Source organism: Tsuneonella sp. HG094, from assembly GCF_053819285.1.
Genome location: NZ_JBSORA010000001.1, coordinates 400456 through 418539, shown reverse-complemented (window position 1 = coordinate 418539; position 18084 = coordinate 400456). Strand labels below are relative to the sequence as shown.

19 protein-coding genes and 1 riboswitch are annotated in these 18084 nt (G+C 67.3%); of the genes, 10 read left to right on the top strand and 9 right to left on the bottom strand.

What is annotated here, in order from left to right; translation table 11 throughout:
- Positions 1-2: 2 nt before the first annotated feature.
- From ACWPMX_RS02060 to rpsU, 3 genes are all read right to left on the bottom strand, one after another.
- Positions 3-1694 carry a DUF4153 domain-containing protein gene (locus ACWPMX_RS02060; RefSeq protein ID WP_455698390.1) on the bottom strand — a complete coding sequence of 564 codons (1692 nt, stop codon included), beginning with the start codon at positions 1692-1694 and terminating at the stop codon, positions 3-5.
- A gap of 89 nt (positions 1695-1783) precedes the next feature.
- The gene (locus tag ACWPMX_RS02055) at positions 1784-2386 is read right to left on the bottom strand and encodes an FKBP-type peptidyl-prolyl cis-trans isomerase (RefSeq protein WP_455698389.1); all 603 of its coding nucleotides are present in this window, start codon (positions 2384-2386) and stop codon (positions 1784-1786) included.
- A gap of 84 nt (positions 2387-2470) precedes the next feature.
- Complete coding sequence (gene rpsU, locus ACWPMX_RS02050; RefSeq protein ID WP_419567368.1) at positions 2471-2677, bottom strand: 30S ribosomal protein S21; 207 nt, start codon at positions 2675-2677, stop codon at positions 2471-2473.
- 208 nt (positions 2678-2885) lie between these two features.
- On the opposite strand from rpsU, the gene crcB reads away from it, so the two are divergent.
- The 6 genes from crcB to ACWPMX_RS02020 are packed head-to-tail and all read left to right on the top strand — an operon-like array spanning position 2886 to position 6623.
- On the top strand, positions 2886-3293 hold the full coding sequence (gene crcB / locus ACWPMX_RS02045) for a fluoride efflux transporter CrcB (RefSeq protein ID WP_455698388.1): 408 nt from the start codon (positions 2886-2888) through the stop codon (positions 3291-3293).
- The gene (locus ACWPMX_RS02040) at positions 3290-4450 is read left to right on the top strand and encodes an RluA family pseudouridine synthase (protein ID WP_455698387.1); all 1161 of its coding nucleotides are present in this window, start codon (positions 3290-3292) and stop codon (positions 4448-4450) included. The genes crcB and ACWPMX_RS02040 overlap by 4 nt, the downstream gene beginning before the upstream one ends.
- Positions 4450-5049, top strand: coding sequence for an FMN-binding negative transcriptional regulator (locus ACWPMX_RS02035; protein WP_455698386.1), 600 nt, complete (start codon positions 4450-4452; stop codon positions 5047-5049). The genes ACWPMX_RS02040 and ACWPMX_RS02035 overlap by 1 nt, the downstream gene beginning before the upstream one ends.
- Positions 5046-5696, top strand: a complete 651-nt coding sequence (locus ACWPMX_RS02030) for an HAD-IA family hydrolase (protein WP_455698385.1) — start codon at positions 5046-5048, stop codon at positions 5694-5696. Before ACWPMX_RS02035 ends, ACWPMX_RS02030 begins: the two co-directional genes overlap by 4 nt.
- Positions 5689-5931: a hypothetical protein gene (locus ACWPMX_RS02025; protein WP_455698384.1), complete on the top strand. Its 243-nt coding sequence runs from the start codon at positions 5689-5691 to the stop codon at positions 5929-5931. Before ACWPMX_RS02030 ends, ACWPMX_RS02025 begins: the two co-directional genes overlap by 8 nt.
- Positions 5928-6623, top strand: a complete 696-nt coding sequence (locus ACWPMX_RS02020) for an ATP12 family protein (RefSeq protein WP_455698383.1) — start codon at positions 5928-5930, stop codon at positions 6621-6623. The genes ACWPMX_RS02025 and ACWPMX_RS02020 overlap by 4 nt, the downstream gene beginning before the upstream one ends.
- Positions 6624-6627: 4 nt before the next feature.
- Here the strand turns inward: ACWPMX_RS02020 and ACWPMX_RS02015 are convergent, their stop codons facing one another.
- Together ACWPMX_RS02015 and ACWPMX_RS02010 are read right to left on the bottom strand one after the other, a co-directional pair.
- Complete coding sequence (locus tag ACWPMX_RS02015; RefSeq protein WP_455698382.1) at positions 6628-7197, bottom strand: TMEM165/GDT1 family protein; 570 nt, start codon at positions 7195-7197, stop codon at positions 6628-6630.
- A gap of 11 nt (positions 7198-7208) precedes the next feature.
- Positions 7209-7386, bottom strand: a riboswitch (yybP-ykoY riboswitch).
- 35 nt (positions 7387-7421) lie between these two features.
- A complete protein-coding gene (locus ACWPMX_RS02010; protein ID WP_455698381.1) occupies positions 7422-7844 on the bottom strand; it encodes a VOC family protein in 423 nt (140 codons plus the stop codon).
- A gap of 382 nt (positions 7845-8226) precedes the next feature.
- Here ACWPMX_RS02010 and ACWPMX_RS02005 point away from each other — a divergent pair, with 382 nt between their 5' ends.
- Positions 8227-9018 (top strand): alpha/beta fold hydrolase, encoded by a 792-nt coding sequence (locus ACWPMX_RS02005; RefSeq protein ID WP_455698380.1) that lies wholly within the window; start codon positions 8227-8229, stop codon positions 9016-9018.
- A 127-nt stretch (positions 9019-9145) separates the two neighbouring features.
- Here the strand turns inward: ACWPMX_RS02005 and ACWPMX_RS02000 are convergent, their stop codons facing one another.
- Genes ACWPMX_RS02000 through ACWPMX_RS01985 form a run of 4 tightly spaced genes read right to left on the bottom strand, consistent with a single transcriptional unit; the run spans position 9146 to position 12741 of the window.
- Positions 9146-9730, bottom strand: a complete 585-nt coding sequence (locus ACWPMX_RS02000) for an ABC-type transport auxiliary lipoprotein family protein (protein ID WP_455698379.1) — start codon at positions 9728-9730, stop codon at positions 9146-9148.
- Between the two features lie 11 nt (positions 9731-9741).
- Positions 9742-10704, bottom strand: coding sequence for an MlaD family protein (locus ACWPMX_RS01995; RefSeq protein ID WP_455698378.1), 963 nt, complete (start codon positions 10702-10704; stop codon positions 9742-9744).
- A 10-nt stretch (positions 10705-10714) separates the two neighbouring features.
- Entirely contained in the window at positions 10715-11635 is a 921-nt protein-coding gene (locus ACWPMX_RS01990) for an ABC transporter ATP-binding protein (protein WP_455698377.1), read from the bottom strand.
- A complete protein-coding gene (locus ACWPMX_RS01985) occupies positions 11632-12741 on the bottom strand; it encodes an MlaE family lipid ABC transporter permease subunit (protein ID WP_455698376.1) in 1110 nt (369 codons plus the stop codon). Before ACWPMX_RS01985 ends, ACWPMX_RS01990 begins: the two co-directional genes overlap by 4 nt.
- Before the next feature lie 95 nt (positions 12742-12836).
- Between ACWPMX_RS01985 and ACWPMX_RS01980 the strand changes: the two genes are divergently transcribed.
- The 3 genes from ACWPMX_RS01980 (at position 12837) to ACWPMX_RS01970 (ending at position 18071) form a co-directional block, all read left to right on the top strand.
- Positions 12837-15701 (top strand): valine--tRNA ligase, encoded by a 2865-nt coding sequence (locus ACWPMX_RS01980; RefSeq protein WP_455698375.1) that lies wholly within the window; start codon positions 12837-12839, stop codon positions 15699-15701.
- Positions 15702-15858: 157 nt separating this feature from the next.
- Entirely contained in the window at positions 15859-16596 is a 738-nt protein-coding gene (locus tag ACWPMX_RS01975; RefSeq protein ID WP_455698374.1) for a 7-carboxy-7-deazaguanine synthase QueE, read from the top strand.
- On the top strand, positions 16593-18071 hold the full coding sequence (locus tag ACWPMX_RS01970; protein ID WP_455698373.1) for an MATE family efflux transporter: 1479 nt from the start codon (positions 16593-16595) through the stop codon (positions 18069-18071). Before ACWPMX_RS01975 ends, ACWPMX_RS01970 begins: the two co-directional genes overlap by 4 nt.
- Positions 18072-18084: the final 13 nt, after the last annotated feature.

The following is an 18084-nucleotide window of genomic DNA, read 5'->3' as shown; positions in this document are numbered from 1 at the left end:
CCCTAGCGAGGCGGGCGCGGCGCTTCAACCTTGCTGTCGTCCAGCGGTTGTCCGATCGGCACGCCGTCCACGGTGATGTAGCGGCGTGGCAACGTCTGCACCTCGACCTTGCTGTCCGGCCGCAGGGTGACGTCGGAGGTGGGCGCGACCTCCACCGGGCGGCCGTCGCTCGGCAGCACGGCCTCCTGGTAGCCCGGCCCGTTGACGATCGCCACGCGGCGCTTGCCATCGGGCGCTGCGCCCAGATCGATTGCCACGCACGTCTCGCTGCAGGCCCACGGGTTCTGCCGCAGCCAGTCCCGCACCATCCGCTCCAGCGCCGGATCGGCGGGCTGGACGCGCAAGTCGATCTCCGACGGCTTCGGAGAGCCGGGCCAGACCCGCACGGTCTGCGCCCTCGCCTCCGCCGCCGCCCTGGCGATGACCGGATTGCCGCTTTTCGCAAGCCGCGCGAGCGCCCGCCGCCCGGCATCGCCGAAGTCCCAGCGCAGCGCGGCATAATCGAAGTCGTCCGCACTCACGCGGCCATCGCCGAGCCGGGCAAGCTGGCTACGCGCGCTGATCGCGCCGAAATCGAAGATCGGCAGCGCGAGGATCAGCGCAATGCCGCAGATCGCCACCGCGAGGTGAAGGTTTGCGCGCCGCACGTTCTCGCGCCATTTGCCACCCTTCCAGCCCCGCACCACAGCGACGAACCACGCGAGGCCATACGCCGTCGCGACGCCGATCGCGATGAGGCCCCAGAGCCGTTCGGGGCTGAGGCCATGCTGGGCGATGCGCGTGCCGAGCGATACCGCGGCGAACACCGTCAACGGCAGCACCACGAGCGCGAGCGCCAGTCCCGCTCCCCGCAGCACGCGGTTGCCGCTCATCTCGGCGTCGTCGTCGCGCACGATCGCGTTGGCGAGCACCCATGCGCCTGCTGCGCACAGCAGCAGGATCGGCGTCGCGCTGCGGGTCGCCTGCCACAGCACCTCAGGGCCCGAGAGCACCATCGCGACGAGAAACAGCGCGAGTCCGGCTGCGAGAGGCACCGCGAGGATCGACAGGACGGTCATCACGACCCGCTTCAGTGTCGAGAGGATGCCGATCTCGTTGCGCAGAACGCCAAGCGCGGCGGCGAACGCGGCGCACGACCATGTCCAGCCGAACCAGCCGTCGTCGATCAAGTCATGCAGCAGGTCGATCCTGAGCAGGCGGAACAGCTCGGACAGCAGCACCAGCAGCAGCCACGACGCGCCGAGGAACACAAGGCTGCCCCCGGCGCAGATCGCATCGCTCCAGACGTGATGATGGACCGCGCGATAGGGCGTCGCCAGCCGCGTCCGGTGGAAACCGGCCTGGAACAGCGGCAGCGCGAGGCCGGTGGCGATCACGCCCGCGAGGAAACCGTACTGCGGGTCGGCAATCGATTCGCCCGCGCCGACCGCGCGCCACGCGAGGCCAGCCATGACAACGCCGACAAGCACCGCGAACGCCAGTGGCCCGCGCCAGTCGTCCCTTTCGGCAGTAAAACCGAAGGCGAGCGGCCCGAAGAAGAACAGTGCGGTCGCTGCCGCCTGCCAGCCGACCGTCGTGCCCGGCCCGTCGCCGCCGCCGATCGAATAGATCAGGAATCCCGCGACCGCTCCGATCGCGCCGAGGATCCATGGCCGCAGCGGCCACTCGGGTCGGTCGATGGGCGTATCGGTCATGCGTGGTCCTCCCGTTGGAGAGCCACACCTAACCGATCACGCCCGCCGAGGCATGAGCGCGGCGTGAGGAAGCGGTGAAAAACGCCCGATTATTGCGGAGCGGCTGGGTTCGCCGGAGCCGCCGGGGCAGGAGCGCCCGGAGCGGGAGCGGCACCGTTGGGCTGGCCGCCCTGCTGCGCCTGCATCATCTGCTGCAGCACCTGGAAGCGGCGCTGGGCATCGGCCTCGCTCATGAAGTCGATCAGTTCGACATCGAACACGAGGTCGGCGTTGGGCGGGATCGGCGCACCCTGCGGCGGGGTGGCGCCGTAAGCGGACTTCGACGGGATGAAGAGGCGATACTTGCCGCCCTTCTGCATCTTCTGCAGCCCCTCAGCGAAGCCCGGAACGACGCCCGAAACCTGCATCGGCATACCGTCGGGGATGATGCCGCCGGTCGGGAAGGGAAGCTCGCGCGAGCGATCGAACTCGGTGCCGTCGGCCAGCTTGCCGACGTACTTCACGAAGACGACATCCGACGCGTTCGGGCTGGGTCCGGTACCCGCGGTCAGCGTTTCGACCTCGACCCCGGCGGGCACGCTCGCCCAGGCGATGCCTGCACCCAGGACCACCGCGGCGATCACGCCGAGCCAGAGCTTGATCAGCGATCCCTTGGCGATCGGCTGGAGGGGAACGCGGGTAATCTCGGTCATACGGGTCGGGTCCTGAAACGGAAACGGGGCGCAGCTTGCGCCGCGCCCCGATGCCTTATCGCTGTGGTGCTTGCAAGACGGCGCTTACTTCGCGCCGTCGCGTTCCATGCGCTTGCGCTCGAGCTTGCGGGCGCGGCGAACGGCAGCGGCCTTTTCGCGGGCGCGCTTCTCGCTCGGCTTCTCGTAGTGGCGGCGCAGCTTCATTTCGCGATAGACGCCCTCGCGCTGCAGCTTCTTCTTGAGCGCGCGCAAGGCTTGATCGACGTTGTTATCGCGAACCATGATCTGCATAAAAAGTCCAACACCTCACAGCAAAAAGCCCAGAGCCCGCATCGGTCGGCGGGGTATCGCCTTTTGAAAACAAACGAAAAAAGCGGCGCATCCGTACCCGGACGCGTCCGAACCGGGGCGCCCTTAACCCCGTGGCACCGATTCTGCAACCCTTGCGGGCACACCGCAGCGCTTTGCATCGTGCGGCGCAGCGGCTAGGGCGCGCGCCATGACCGTGCCTTCGCCCCTTGCCGCAAGCGCCCTCGTCTTCGCCGGCGGGGGAGCGGGCGCGCTGCTGCGCTACCAGACGGGGCGGGCGATGACCCGCCTCCTCGGCCCCGCGACGATGACCGCTTTCCCTTGGGCAACGCTGGCCGTCAACGTGATCGGCAGCCTTGCGATGGGTCTCGTCGCGGGCGCGCTCGCGAAGGGTGCGGACGGAGGGAGCGAGACGCTGCGCCTGCTGGTCGGGGTCGGCCTGCTGGGCGGCTTCACCACCTTCTCCGCCTTCAGCCTCGAACTGATGCTGCTGATCGAGCGCGGCGCGGCGGGCACGGCGGTCGCCTACGCCGCGATCTCCGTCCTCGCGGGCCTCACCGGCCTCTACATCGGCCTTATCGCGATGCGACTGGCATGAGCGAGCCAACAACCGACAGCGTTCGCCAGTTCACCGTCGCGCCTGACGATGACGGAGTGCGACTCGACCGCTGGTTCAAACGGCACCTGCCGCAGGTCGGCTTCGCGACTGTCAGCCGCTGGGCGCGCACCGGCCAGATCCGCGTCGACGGCAAGCGCGCCAAGCCCGAGGATCGACTCGTTGCCGGGCAAGTCCTCCGCGTGCCCCCGGGCGGCGAAGCGCCGCGCGCCAAGGCCGCACCGCGCCGCCGCGAACTGACACCCGAACAGATCGCCGAGGCCGAGGCCATGGTGATCGAAATGACGCCTGCCGCGATCGTGCTCAACAAGCCGCCGGGCCTTGCCACGCAGGGCGGAACCAAGACGTTCGACCACGTCGACGGCCTGCTCGACGCCTTCATGGGCGAAGGCGAACCGCGTCCGCGCCTCGTCCACCGGCTCGACAAGGATACCTCGGGCGTATTGCTCGTCGCCCGCACGCCGGGCAGCGCGGCATTCTTTTCCCGGCGCTTTTCGGGGCGCAGCGCGAAAAAGGTGTACTGGGCGCTGGTCATGGGCGTGCCCGATGTGGCGCACGGCATGATCGAGGCCCCGCTCGCCAAGCAACCGGGCACCGGCGGCGAGAAGATGCACGTCGACGAGGAGAACGGGCAGCCGGCCAAGACGCGCTACCGGGTTGTCGAGCGCGCGGGCAACGCGGCATCGTGGGTCGAGCTCGAGCCGCTGACCGGGCGCACCCACCAACTCCGCGCGCACATGGCCGCGATCGGCCACCCGATCGTGGGCGATGGCAAATACGGGGGCCGCGATGCGTTCCTGACCGGCAGCGTCAGCCGCAAGATGCACCTCCACGCGCGGCGGCTTATCATCGACCACCCCGAGGGCAGGAAGCTCGACGTGACCGCCCCGCTCCCCGACCATTTCGCGGCGAGCATGGAACAGATGGGCTTCGACGTGTCGAGGAGCGATGCCGCGCCGACCGAAGGCCCGGTCGAGAAGTCGAAGGACGAAAAGAAGCAGGCCGCGCGCCAGCACTTCAAGCAATTGCGCAAGAGCAAGCCCACCCGCCGCGGCCGGGCCACCGCCAGCGCCGCGCCGAAACGCAAGCCCTCTGGTCCCAGGAAACCGGGGGGCAAGGGTCCGGGGGGCAAACACTGATGCATCCCAACCCGCTGTTCCGCAGCGAGGATCGCCCGCTTCTGGAATCGCTGATCGACGAGGTCGGCTTCGGCATGGTTTTCGCCGGCACCCCCGACGGCCCGCGCGTGGCGCACACCCCGCTGCTGTCGACCGGGGACGGCGTACTCCAGTTCCACCTGTCGCGCGGCAACGGCCTGACCCGCTGGCTCGACGGCGAGACCGCGCTGATCGTGGTAAACGGGCCGGACGCCTACGTCTCCCCCCGCTGGTACGCCGACCGCGCGACGGTCCCGACCTGGGACTACGTCGCGCTCGAACTCGAAGGCCGCGTCCGGCGGATGGAGCGCGAAGGGCTCGACGCGTTCCTCTATGCGCTGATCGAAAAGCACGAGGGGCGCCTCGGCGGCGAGCAATGGAGCGCCGAGGAGACCCCGCGACCGATGTGGGACAAGCTGCTGGCCGGGATCGTCGGGTTCGAGCTCGAAGTGCTCGCCTGGCGCCCGACGCTCAAGCTCAGCCAGAAGAAATCGGCACCCGAACGCGAGACGATCGCCGCGGGGCACGAGGCGAACGGAGCGCCCGCCCTCGCCCAGCTCATGCGCACGATGGTCCCGTGAAGCTTGCCGTATTCGACTGCGACGGCACGCTCGTCGACGGGCAGGCCGCCGTGTGCGAGGCGATGGAAGCCGCGTTCGCCGAGGCCGGTCTCGACGCCCCCGCCCGCCCCGCGATCCGCCGCATCGTCGGCCTGAGCCTGCCGCAGGCTGTGCGCGCGCTCGCCCCCGGTGCCGACCCCCTGCGCCAGGCCGCCGCGGTCGACGCATACAAGGCCTCATTCAGAGCTTCCCGCGAGAGCGGCCGGCTGGAAGAACCGCTGTTCGACGGCATCGCCGACCTGCTGCGCGAGCTGGCGGCGGACGGCTGGGCGCTCGCGGTCGCTACCGGCAAGTCCGATCGCGGCCTTGCTTCGTGCCTTGCCGCGCACGGGATCGCGGACCTGTTCCGCTCGCTCCAGACCGCCGACCGGCACCCGTCGAAGCCGCATCCCGCGATGCTCGAGGCCGCGCTGTTCGAAGTCGGCGCCGCGCCGCAAGAGGCGGTGATGATCGGCGACACCAGCTTCGACATCGACATGGCGCGCGCCGCCGGGGTGCGTGCGATAGGCGTCGCCTGGGGCTATCACTCCGCCGCCGAACTGCTGGACGCCGGGGCCGACGCGGTCGCCGACGATACGCGCCACTTGAAGGACCTACTCGATGGCTAGCCGCCCGCCCGAATTCACCCCCACTCCGCCGACCGCGCAGGAGCGGAACCGCTTCTTCGTGCTCAACGCCATGCGGCTGTCGGGTGTGGCGTTCGTGCTGTTCGGCATCCTCGTGCTCAACGGCAAGGTCGGCCTGGCACCCGGTGCGGGCTGGGTGTTCCTGGTCGTCGGGCTGCTCGACATCTTCGTCGTGCCGCAGGTGCTCGCCCGCAAGTGGCGCACGCCCAAATCATGAAGCGGTTCTGGAAGGAGGTCGCGGTCGGCGAGGTCGATGGCGGCTGGCGCGTCACGCTCGACGGGCGGCCGATCCGCACGCAGGCGGGCGCCGCGCCGCAGGTCGTGCCGACGCGCGCGCTGGCCGAACTGCTTGCCGCCGAATGGGCCGCGCAGGGCGCGGACATAGACCCTGCCGCGTTCGCCTCGCGCGACATGGCCGACTATGCACTCGACGAGGTCGCCGCCGCGCCTGAAGCGACGATCGATAAGTTGCTGCAATACGCGGAAACCGACACGCTCTGTTACCGCGCCGACCCCGACGAGCCGCTGTGGAAGCGCCAGCAGGCGGTGTGGGAGCCGGTGCTGACCGCATTCGAGGCGCGCGAGAGCGTGCGGATGGAACGGGTGAGCGGGATCGTCCATCGCCCGCAGCCCGCCAGGACGCTGGCGGCATTGCGCGACAGGCTGTCGACGCTCGATCCCTTCACCCTCGCCGCGCTGGAGGCGATGACCTCGCTCTCCTCTTCGCTGGCGGTCGCGTTGTCCGCGATCGAGCCGGATGCCGACATCGCCGCGCTGTGGGCCGCCGCCGAGCTGGAAGAGGCGTGGCAGGTCGAGCAATGGGGCAGCGATGCGCTGGCGCAAGAGCGGCGGGACAAGCGCGCCGCCGCTTTCGCCCACGCCGCCGCCTTTGCCCGCGCCGCCGCCTGACGGATCAGCCCGCCCAGGTCTCGAAGATCACCCACGCGCCGAGCACGAGGAACAGCACTGCGGCGATCGTTCGCACGACCTTCAGCGGCACCCATTCGACGATCCGGTGGCCGAGGAATACCGCGGGCACGTTCGCCACCATCATGCCGAGCGACGTCCCCGCTGTCACCGCGAGCACGTCGCCATAGCGCGCGCCGAGCGCGATCGTGGCGATCTGGGTCTTGTCGCCGATCTCGACGATGAAGAACGCGACCAGCGTGGTGAGGAATGCCCCGAAGCGCGAGGGCGCGGTCGCCTCGTCGTCATCGAGCTTGTCGGGCACCAGCGTCCACGCCGCCATCGCGATGAAACCCGCGCCCACGGCATAGCGGAACCACTCGCCCTCGAGCAGGCTCGCCACCGATTGGCCGACGAATGCGGCGATGCCGTGGTTGGCGAGCGTGGCGACGAGAATGCCGAGGATCACCGGCAGCGGACGGCGGAAACGGCTGGCGAGCACGATCGCCAGCAGCATCGTCTTGTCGCCGATCTCGGCAAGCGCGACCACCGCGGTGGAGGTGAGGACGGGTTCCATGGACATTCTCCGGGCCGGGCGGATCGAGACTGCAACGACACCGCCTCCCCCGCCCGGCCGGACGTGGGTTTCGGTGTCATTGGTCTCGCCCGAACGGTGTCCCGTCCCCGCCGCGCCATGACCTCTCGGCCAAGTATGTTGACGCGGGGCACCGCCGAGGCGGCGGGCTACTCCCCAGATGACGAGGGTGCGCTAGCGGGGCGGCGGGCGAACCGCAACCCTGCTCAAACGGCGAAGGTGACGTGCCCCTGTTCGTCGATCGTCCACGCCGGGTTCCACGCGATCTCCCACGCGTGGCCGTCGGGATCGGCGACGTAGCCGCGGAAACCCCCGTGCGGCGGGGCATCGCCGGCGCGCAGGATCGTGCCTCCAACGGCCGCAAGCCGGTCGATCAACGGCTGGACGTCGCCTTCGGTGGGCACGTTGTGCGCCAGCGCACAGGCTCCTGCTCCCACTGCGTCGGGCCGCTGCATATCCTCCGCCAGCGAATCCTTGAGCCAGGTGCCGAGCACCAACCCGTTCATCTGGTAGAACGCGATCTCCTCATTCTCGAACACCGGGGTCCAGCCGAATCCTTCGCCATAGAACCGCCGCGACCGCGCGAGATCGTCGACGCCGAGGGTGATCACGGAAATCTGCTGCTGCATGCCAAGTCCTTTCCCGTGCCGCCGCAACGCCGCGAACGGCCGTTCGGGTCCCGCGACACGGCGCCGCGCGACGAAGGTCGGGGTTCGCTGGATGCGATGGCCGGGCCAACCGCACCGACTTCGCTTTTGCAACCTCGGCGCACGCTAGGCACGGTGCTGCGCACGGGCGAGCAAGCTCGCACGTCTTCGATGTCGGCTCTTGGGTTGTGCTGGATCTTATGTGAGCGACGGAAATGAGGGTGGAAAGCGGACATTCCGAACTACGCGGTCCGGCGTCGACCCTTGGACCGATAATGGTAAGCCTGCTCTTGGCACCTTAGTCGGCAACAAGAACATTCGCTGGTCCAGGGGGCCATAGCGCATCGCGAGGCGTTCTCCTCATATGTCCATGCATCACACGCGATCAGGCCGCGGCAAACCCCTTCTTCTCGTCCACGGCCTCGGAGGGAGCTACCGCTCTTGGGATATCATCTCGGCCTCTCTCACAAAGACAAGGGACGTGATTGCCCTCGATCTTCCGGGCCACGGGCAGACCCCCGCAGAGGCCGACAGCGGCACGTTTAAGGGCTTGGCCCGCAGCTTGGAGGACTGGTTGGTTTCGGAGAATCTCACGGGCATTGACATGGTCGGCAGCTCAATGGGCGCCCGCCTCGTGCTTGAGATGGCTCGGCGCGGCCGCGCGGGTTCCGTCGTCGCGCTCGATCCGGGTGGCTTTTGGCAAGGGTGGGAGCGTACGTTTTTCAGAACCACCATCACGGCATCAATTGCACTGGTGCGGGCGATGCAACGGGTGCTTCCGGCCATTGCGCGTAATGTCGCAGGCCGGACGGCTCTCATGCTCCAGCTTTCGGCAAAGCCGTGGGCGCTGGAGCCCGCATTGGTATTCAATGAACTCCGGTCGTTCGCCGGAACACCTACTTTCGATTCGCTCGTGAAAGATCTCGCCACTGGCCCAATGCAGGAGGGCCCCGCAGCCACCTCAGCGCCGGTTATCATCGGGTGGGGCTGCAAGGATCGGCTGTGTCTGCCTCGCCAGGCACGCCGTGCGCTTGCCGCTTTTCCAGACGCGACGATGCACTGGTTCGCGCAAAGCGGGCATTTCCCGATGTGGGATCAGCCACAGGAGACCATTTCGGTGATCCTTGATGCCACGCATCGATTGCAATCACCCTGACGTCGCAAAAGCTGGTCGGTACCCGATGGCGAAGACTTGCTGCGACGGTGGCAATTTTTGGGGTCGTTTGCCGACAGTCAGCTATCGGCAACACGCTGGCGAAAGCCGACCTCTATGGGCCCGCCCTTCAGCTCACCCAGTCGGCGACCTGTCCCGCTACGTCGTTCGCTGCCTGGTTGAGCGCGGCGCCGACCGGGGCGGCTTCGGCGACGACGCCGGGGACGGTGGCAGTGAAGCGCTTCGTGGTCACGTTGGTGCCGTTCACGTCGCGGATGGCGTCGAAGGTCACGACCACGCTCGACGAGCGGGCGTCGTAGCCGAAATCGACCAGCGTGCCGCGCAGCTGGTTCTTGGGCGTGAGCGCAGCGTCGTCGTTGTCGATGACGAGGCGGTTGCCTTTCGCGCGGATCGTTTCGCCGAGCAGGCGGCGGAACAGGCGGCTGGGCTTGTCCACCCACACCGCGTCCTTGATGTAGGCGATCTGGGTATCGTCCATTTGCACCGGCACGCGGGTGTTGGCGAGCTTTGCGGGGGTCGAAGGTTCCTCCACCGCGATCGCCTGCGCGACATCGCCGCTGATCGTAGTGCCGGCCGCAACCGTCGCGGTCGGCGTCAGGCTCAGCAGGCTGTCGGGCACCTTGCCGCCGAGGCTGAGGCAGCCCGAGAGCAGCAGGCTTGCGCCCAACACGGTTGCGATCCGGCGCACGGTCATGGCGTCCCTCTTCATGGCTTGTAGTCCGGAAGCTTCTGGCCGCCGATGAGGCCGCCGGCCCCTTGCGTCTCGATCTTTTCGGTCACGGCGCGCAGCGAACGGCTGGTCTCGCGCAGGTCGCGCAAGGTCGCTTCGGCAGCAGGCAGCGTGCTTTCGGAGAGCTGGCGCGCGGCGGGCCGCGCATCATTGAGCGTGGCCGACAGCGATTTCGCCGCGTCGTCCGCCGATTTCAGCGTGGTCCGCATCTGCGCGGCGAGGTTCTGACCTTCCTGGTTCAATAGCTTGTCGGTCGAGCCGAGCACCTTTTCGAACTGGTCGAGCGTTTCGCTCGCTTCACGCAAGGTGACCTGCAGCTCGGCCAGCGTGCGTTCGACCTGCGGGGTCGCCTGCGCGAGGTCGCCGGTCATGCGGTTGGTGTTGGCGAGGATGCCCTGGATCGACTTCTGGTTCTCGTCCGACAGCGTCTGCGTCAGCCGTTCGGTCAGCGTGGCGAGCCGTTCCATCAGCAGCGGGGCATTGGCGAGCAGTTCGCCGAGGCCGCCCGGCTTGGTCGGGATCACCGGCACGCCTTCGGGGCACGCGGTCTTGCCGATGCCCTCGCCCTCGCACGTCAGCGGCGGCGCACCGCGGCGCGCACCGTCGAGCAGGATCGTCGAGACGCCGGTAAAGCTGCCCTGGATCGTCGCCGTGGTGCCGACGAGCACGGGCGTGCCCTCGTCCACCTTCACGCGGACGCGGACGAATTCGGGATCCTTCGGCCAGAGCTGGATCTCGGTCACCTGGCCCGAGGGAACGCCGGAAAAGCTGACCTCTGACCCCTTGGCGAGGCCCGAGACCGACTGCTTGAAAAAGATGTCATACTCGTTCTGCTCGCCCTTGTTCAGCCCGGCGAGCCAGACGATGAACACCGCGAGCAGTGCAAGCAGCACGAGCGTGACCGCCCCCACCCAGACATGATTGGCCCGTGTTTCCATTCGGTTGCCCCTATGCCCCCGGCTTTGCAGGCTTGTCCAACGATTTGGCGTGCGTCTGGCTCGCCTTGGCGGCGCGGCCACGCGGGCCGTTGAAGTATTCCTCGATCCACGGATGCCCGGTTTCGAGCAGTTCGGGGATGGTGCCGACCGCGACGACCTTCCTGTCGGCCAGCACCGCCACGCGGTCGCAGATCTCGTACAGGGTATCGAGGTCGTGGGTGATCAGGAACACCGTGATGTCGAGCGTTTCCTGCAGTTCGCGGGTCAGCGCGTCGAACGCCGCCGCGCCGATCGGGTCGAGGCCCGCGGTCGGCTCGTCGAGGAACAAGAGCTCGGGATCGAGCGCGAGCGCGCGGGCGAGACCGGCGCGCTTCTTCATGCCGCCCGACAGCTCGCTGGGGTACTTGGCCACCGCATCCTCGGGCAGGCCCGTCAGCATGACCTTGTAGCGCGCGATCTCGTGCATCAGGTCTTCGGAGATGTCGGGGTAGAACTGCTTGAGCGGGACCTCCACGTTCTCGCCGACCGTCAGCGTGGAGAACAGCGCGCCGCCCTGGAACAGCACGCCCCAGCGGTTGCGCACCCCGACGACTTCCTCCGGGTCGCCATCGGTAATCGCGCGGCCGAATACCTCGATATGCCCCTCGTCGGGGGTCTGGAGGCCGATGATCGAGCGCATCAGCACCGACTTGCCGGTGCCCGATCCGCCGACCACGCCGATGATCTCGCCGCGCTTGACCTTGAGGTCGAGCCCTTCGTGGATCACCTGCTCGCCGAAGCAGTTCTTCAGCCCCTCGACCACGATGGGGTATTCGCCCTTGAACCGTTCGAACCGGCGGTTGACGTCGGGATCGCCGTATTCGCCGGGATCGAGGTCTTCCTCGGCCTCGATCTCTTCGATTTCCTCGGGCGGCAGTTCGCTCTCGCTCATGCCCAGCCCACGTTGGTGAAGAACACCGCGAAGAACGCATCGAGCACGATCACTGTGAAGATCGCAAAGACGACCGCATTGGTGGTCTTGAGGCCGACTTCCTCCGAATTCCCCTCGACCTTCATGCCCTGGTAGCAGCCGGTCATGCCGACGATGAGGCCGAACACCGGCGCCTTCACCAGGCCGACCCACAGGTCGTAGATCGGCACCACTTCCTTGATCCGGGCGAGGAAGGTGAGGAACGGGATGCCGAGCTGCAGGTCGCCGATCACCGCGCCGCCGATGATCGCCATGCACGCCGAATAGAACCCCAGCAGGATCATCATGAAGGTGACCGCGAGCACGCGCGGAAGGACCAGCGCCTCCATCGGCGAGATGCCGATCGTGCGCATCGCATCGACTTCCTCGGTCAGCTTCATCGTGCCGATCTGCGCGGCGAATGCGCTGCCTGAGCGGCCCGCGACCATGATCGCGGTCATCAGCACGCCGAGTTCGCGCAGGGTGATCCGGCCGACGAGGTTCACCGTCAGCGTTTCCGCCCCGAACTGGGCAAGCTGCACCGCGCCCTGCTGCGCGATGACGATACCGATGAGGAAGCTCATCAACCCGATAATGCCGAGCGCGGAGACCCCCACCAGCTCGAGCTGGCGGACGAACGCCTTGGTGCGGAAGCGGCGCGGATGGCGGATCACCATGCCCGCGGCGAGGAGGAACTGGCCGAGGAAGGCGATCGAGCCGATCGTGCCGCGCTTCATGCCCGCCACGCGCGATCCGGTCGCCTCGAACACGCGTTCGACCACCGGGGCGCGGTCGGGATGGACGTCTCCCTCGGCCTCGGTCTTGCTCAGCGCTTCGATCAGACGGGTGGCGCGTTCGTCGCCGCCGACGATCCTGCCGCCGGTCTGCCGCGCGAGGCTCAGCGCCATCCATGCGCCGACGGTATCGATCTCGCGGATGCCGGAGAGGTCGATCTCGCCGACCTGCTCGTCGATCGCGCGCAGGTCCTGGTCGACGGGCCCGATCGTGGACACGAGGTAGTTTCCGGACAGCACCAGCCGGCGCCCCCCGTTGCCATCCTCTATCGCGAAGTCTGCCCCGTCGCTCATGCGAGGGAGCGTATGGGGCGAAAAGCGCGTCTCGACAAGCGGATGCGTGAAGCGGTGTTGCGCGTGCGAATAGGCGCTGGCATGGCCGCGCCGCTATGAGCACCGAACTCGACAAGACTTTCGATCCCGCCGCCATCGAGGCGCGCTGGTATGCCCACTGGGAAAGCGCCGGGCTGTTCCGCCCCGAGCGTCCCGACGCGCGGCCCTTCACCATCGTCAACCCGCCGCCCAACGTGACCGGCAGCCTCCACATCGGCCACGCGCTCGACAACACGCTGCAGGACGTGGTCATCCGGTACGAGCGGATGCGGGGCAAGGACGCCCTGTGGGTGGTCGGCACCGACCACGCTGGCATCGCCACGCAGATGGTCGTCGAGCGGCAGATGGCGGAGCGCCAGGACAAGCGCACCAACTATTCGCGCGAGGATTTTGTGGCGAAGGTGTGGGAGTGGAAGCACGAGAGCGGCGGCACGATCACCCGCCAGCTCCGCCGTCTCGGTTGCTCGATGGACTGGTCGCGCGAGCAGTTCACGATGGACCCGCACTTCAGCGCGGCGGTCATCAAGGTGTTCGTCGACCTCTACAACCAGGGCCTGCTCTACCGCGACAAGCGGCTGGTGAACTGGGACCCGGCGCTGAAGACCGCGATCTCCGACCTCGAGGTGGAGAGCCGCGAGGTGCAGGGCCACATGTGGCACTTCAAGTACCCGCTCGCGGGCGGCGAGACCTACACCTACGTCGAGCGCGACGCCGACGGGACCGTGACCCTCGAGGAAGAGCGCGACTACATTTCGATCGCCACCACCAGGCCCGAGACGATGCTGGGCGACGGCGCGGTGGCGGTCCACCCGTCGGACGCACGCTATGCGCCGATCGTGGGCAAGCTGTGCGAAATCCCGGTGGGCCCGAAGGAGCACCGCCGGCTGATCCCGATCATCACCGACGAGTACCCCGATCCCGACTTTGGCAGTGGAGCGGTGAAGATCACCGGCGCGCACGACGAGAACGACTACGGCGTGGCGCAGCGTGGCGGCATCCCGATGTACCGCCTGATGGACGAGGTCGCCGCGATGCGGACCGACGGCGCATCCTATGCCGAAGCCGCCGCGCGCGCCGGCGAGATTGCGCAGGGTGCATCGTTCGACGCCAAGGAGATCGACGCGCTCAACCTCGTCCCCGACGAATACCGCGGGCTCGACCGTTACGAGGCGCGCAAGCGCGTCGTGGCCGACATCGACGCCGAGGGCCTGATGCTCGGCATCGAGGACAAGGTCATCATGCAGCCCTTCGGCGACCGCGGCGGCGTGGTGATCGAACCGATGCTGACCGACCAGTGGTACGTCGACGCCAAGACGCTCGCGCAAGCGCCGATCGAGGCGGTGAAAGACGGCCGGATCGAGATCGTCCCCAAGACCTGGGAAAAGACCTTCTTCAACTGGATGGAGAACATCCAGCCGTGGTGCGTCAGCCGCCAGCTATGGTGGGGCCACCGCATCCCTGCGTGGTACGACGCCGACGGTAAGTGCTACGTGGCCGAAACCGAGGAGGCCGCGCAGGCGCTCGCCGGTGCGGGCGTGGCTCTGACCCGCGACGAGGACGTTCTCGACACGTGGTTCTCCTCCGCGCTGTGGCCCTTCGCCACGCTCGGCTGGCCGGAACAGACCGACCTCGTCGCCCGCCACTACCCCAACGACCTGCTGATCTCGGGCTTCGACATCCTGTTCTTCTGGGACGCGCGGATGGCGATGCAAGGGATGCATTTCATGCAGGAAGTGCCGTGGAAGCGGCTCTACCTCCACGGGCTCGTGCGTGCGGCGGACGGGGCGAAGATGTCCAAGTCCAAGGGCAACGTGGTCGATCCGCTGGGCCTGATCGACCGCTTCGGCGCCGACGCGCTGCGCTTCTTCATGTGCGCCATGGAGAGCCAGGGCCGCGACGTGAAGATGGACGAGAGCCGGGTCGAGGGATACCGCAACTTCGCGACCAAGCTGTGGAACGCGACCCGCTTCTGCCAAGCCAACGGCATCGGCGCATCGCAGACGCTCCACGCGCCTGAGGCCACGCAATCCGTCCACAAATGGATTATCGGAGAAGTCGTTGCAACTCAGGTGGCCGTGGACAAGGCAATGTCCGATTTACGGTTCGACGCGGCTGCAGGAGCGATCTACCGCTTTGTTTGGGATACCTTCTGCGATTGGTATCTCGAGTTCGTAAAGGGCTATTTTTCCGCTGAGAAGCAGGAGGGAATAGCTCCTGAAGCCATGACAAACAGAAAAATGCGAGCTGAAGAATCCCGAGTCGTCACCGCTTGGGTTCTCGATCAGATTCTCGTGATGCTGCATCCATTCATGCCATTCATAACTGAGGAGCTGTGGCACGCGCAGGGCGAGCGACCCTACGAGCTGATTATTGCTCGCTGGCCGGAAACCAACGCAGAAATTGACGAAGCGGCTGCACTTGAGATTCGCTGGCTTATAGAAACGATCCGCGATGTTCGATCTGCTCGAGCGTTACTCAATGTCCCTCCTAGCGCACGTCCCACAATGGAAGTTTACGAGCAATCCAATCAGGTAAGTGATTACCTCTATAACAATCAGGCGTCTTTTATGCGCCTAGCGCGTGTTCGCTTGTTATTTCCGCAAGGCGGACGAGGAACTGACCCCCTTTGGAATCAAGTGCAAACTCGGCGAGCACGTAAAGGTGCAATTCTAATCGAGCGAGAAGGTTTCGCGGCGAATATACCGGTGGCGGAATACATCGACATCGAGGCCGAAAAGGCGCGGCTGGCGAAGGCGCTCGCGACATCCGAAAAGGAAGCGGCATCGCTTGCCGGACGGCTCGGCAACGCGAGCTTCGTCGAGCGCGCCAAGCCCGAAGCGGTCGAAAAGGCCCGCGCCGACCACGCGCACCACGCGGCCGAGGCGGAACGATTGAAAGCGGCACTGGCGCGGCTGGGCTGAGGCGTTTTCCTACACGCGAGGAATGTGCCAAGGGTCTGGGATGACCACCGCCCTTCCTTTCGCGAGCTCTTCTTTCCACGAGCACGGTCCGCTCTACACGTTGGAAGTGGAAATTGGTGTATACTTCGTGTCACCTTCCGGCGCCTGACGGCAGGCGATGACCGACCTCGTCCTCGCCACCGACGACGCCGGCCATCCGGAAATCTTCGCCTCGCTACAGGGCGAAGGTCCATCGGCGGGCCAGCCTTGCGCGTTCATCCGGCTGTCGCGCTGCAACCTCGCCTGTGTCTGGTGCGACACCGCCTACACCTGGCGGTTCGAGGGGGATGAGCGCCCGCATCGCGACGGCGTGGTGTTCGACCGCAAGGCGAACCAGTTCGCGCTCTCGCCGGAGGACGCGGCGCGCGCGATCGCCGCGCTCCCGCCGCGCCGCCTCGTCGTGACCGGAGGGGAGCCGCTGCTACAGGGCGCGGCACTGGCCGAACTTGCCGCCCTGCTGCCCGACTTCGCGATCGAGGTCGAGACCAACGGAACCGTTCCGCCCCATGCCGGGTTCGACGCCTTCGTGGACCACTACACCGTCAGCCCCAAGCTCGCCCACAGCGGCAACGCGGCGAGCCTTGCGTTGCCGCCCGAGCGGTTGGCTGCATGGGCGCAAAACCCGCGCGCGTGGTTCAAGTTCGTCGTGGCGAGACCCGCCGACGTCACGCAGGTCCTCGCGCTGCAGGCGGCATTCGGTATCGCGGGATCGCGGATCTACCTGATGCCCGAGGGCACCGACAGCGCCGCGCTGCGCACCCGCGAACGGTGGCTCGCCCCGCTCTGCGTCGAGCAAGGCTACCGCCTGTCGGATCGCCTGCACATCCATCTCTACGGCGACACCCGCGGAACATGAGCGAGGCCGACCTGCCCCTTGAGCCGGTCCCCGCCCGCCAGCCGGGCCAGCGGCGCGACCTGACCAGCGGTCCGGTCATGCGCACGCTGATCCTGTTCGCGCTGCCGACGCTGGGATCGAACCTGCTCCAGTCATTGAACGGCACGGTCAATTCGATCTGGGTCGGGCGGCTGATCGGCGAGGCGGCGCTCGCCGCGACCGCCAACGCCAACCTTATCATGTTCCTGACCTTTGCCGGGGTGTTCGGCTTCGGCATGGCGGCGACGGTCAAGATGGGCCAGTTCTTCGGCGCGGGGGACGAGGACGCCGCCCGGCGCACTTTCGGCAGCGCGGTGGGGCTGTGCCTGGTCCTGTCTCTGCTGGTCGCAGGCCTCGGCTGGGTCTTCGCGCCCGCCTTGCTCGACCTGCTCGGCACCCCCGGAGAAGGCTACACGCTCGCGCTCGATTACCTGCGGATCATCTTCGTCGCGGTGCCATCGAGCATGGTCACGGTGATGATCGCGATGGGCCTGCGCGGAGCGGGCGATTCGCGCACGCCGTTCCTGTTCATGGCATTGACCGTCTTGCTCGACGTGATCCTCAATCCGCTGCTGATAGCAGGAGTGGGTCCGTTTCCGGCAATGGGAATCGCCGGGTCCGCCATGGCGACCGCGATCGCCGGGTACGTCTCGCTCGCCGCGATGGTCGTCTATCTCTACGCACGCGACCTGCCGCTGCGCCTGCGCGGGCGGGAGCTTGGCTACCTCGTGCCGCGCCGGGCTGAACTCGGCTACATCGTTGGTAAGGGCTTTCCGATGGGCGCGCAGATGCTGCTCGTCTCGTCCGCAGGGATCGTCTTCATCGGGTTGGTCAACCGCGAAGGACTGCTGGCGGCGGCCGCCTATGGCGCGTCGTTGCAGCTGTGGACCTATATCCAGATGCCCGCGATGGCGATCGGCGCGGGCGTGAGCGCGATGGCGGCGCAGGCGATCGGCGCGGGCCTCCCCGAACGGCTCGACAGGATCAGCCGCGCGGGCGTTACCGCCAACCTGGTGATGACGGGGGTTATCACCGCGTTGCTTCTGCTGTTCGACCGGGCGGCGCTGGTGCTGTTTCTCGGCCCCGACAGTCCCGCGGTTCCGCTCGCGCGCCACATCCAGTTCCTTGCCAGCTGGAGCTTCATCCTGTTCGGCGTCACCATCGTGCTGTTCGGCACCATGCGCGCGGGTGGCGTGGTGTGGGTGCCGCTGGTGGTGCTGGGCATCTCGCTGTTTCCCGCGCGCCTCGGCTTCTACTACGCGCTCGAGCCGGCGTTGGGACAGGACGCGCTGTGGCTGTCGTTCCCCGCAGGATCGATCGTCTCGATGACCCTCGCGATCCTGTTTTACCGCCGCAAGGGCTGGCGGGCGCAGGCGCGCGCCATCAGCCCCGAGCGCGCCGCCGAGGAATGCCAGACCGACGGCGACGCCGCCGGCCGCTTCAAGCCGGATATGTAGTTTCTTGTTGGGC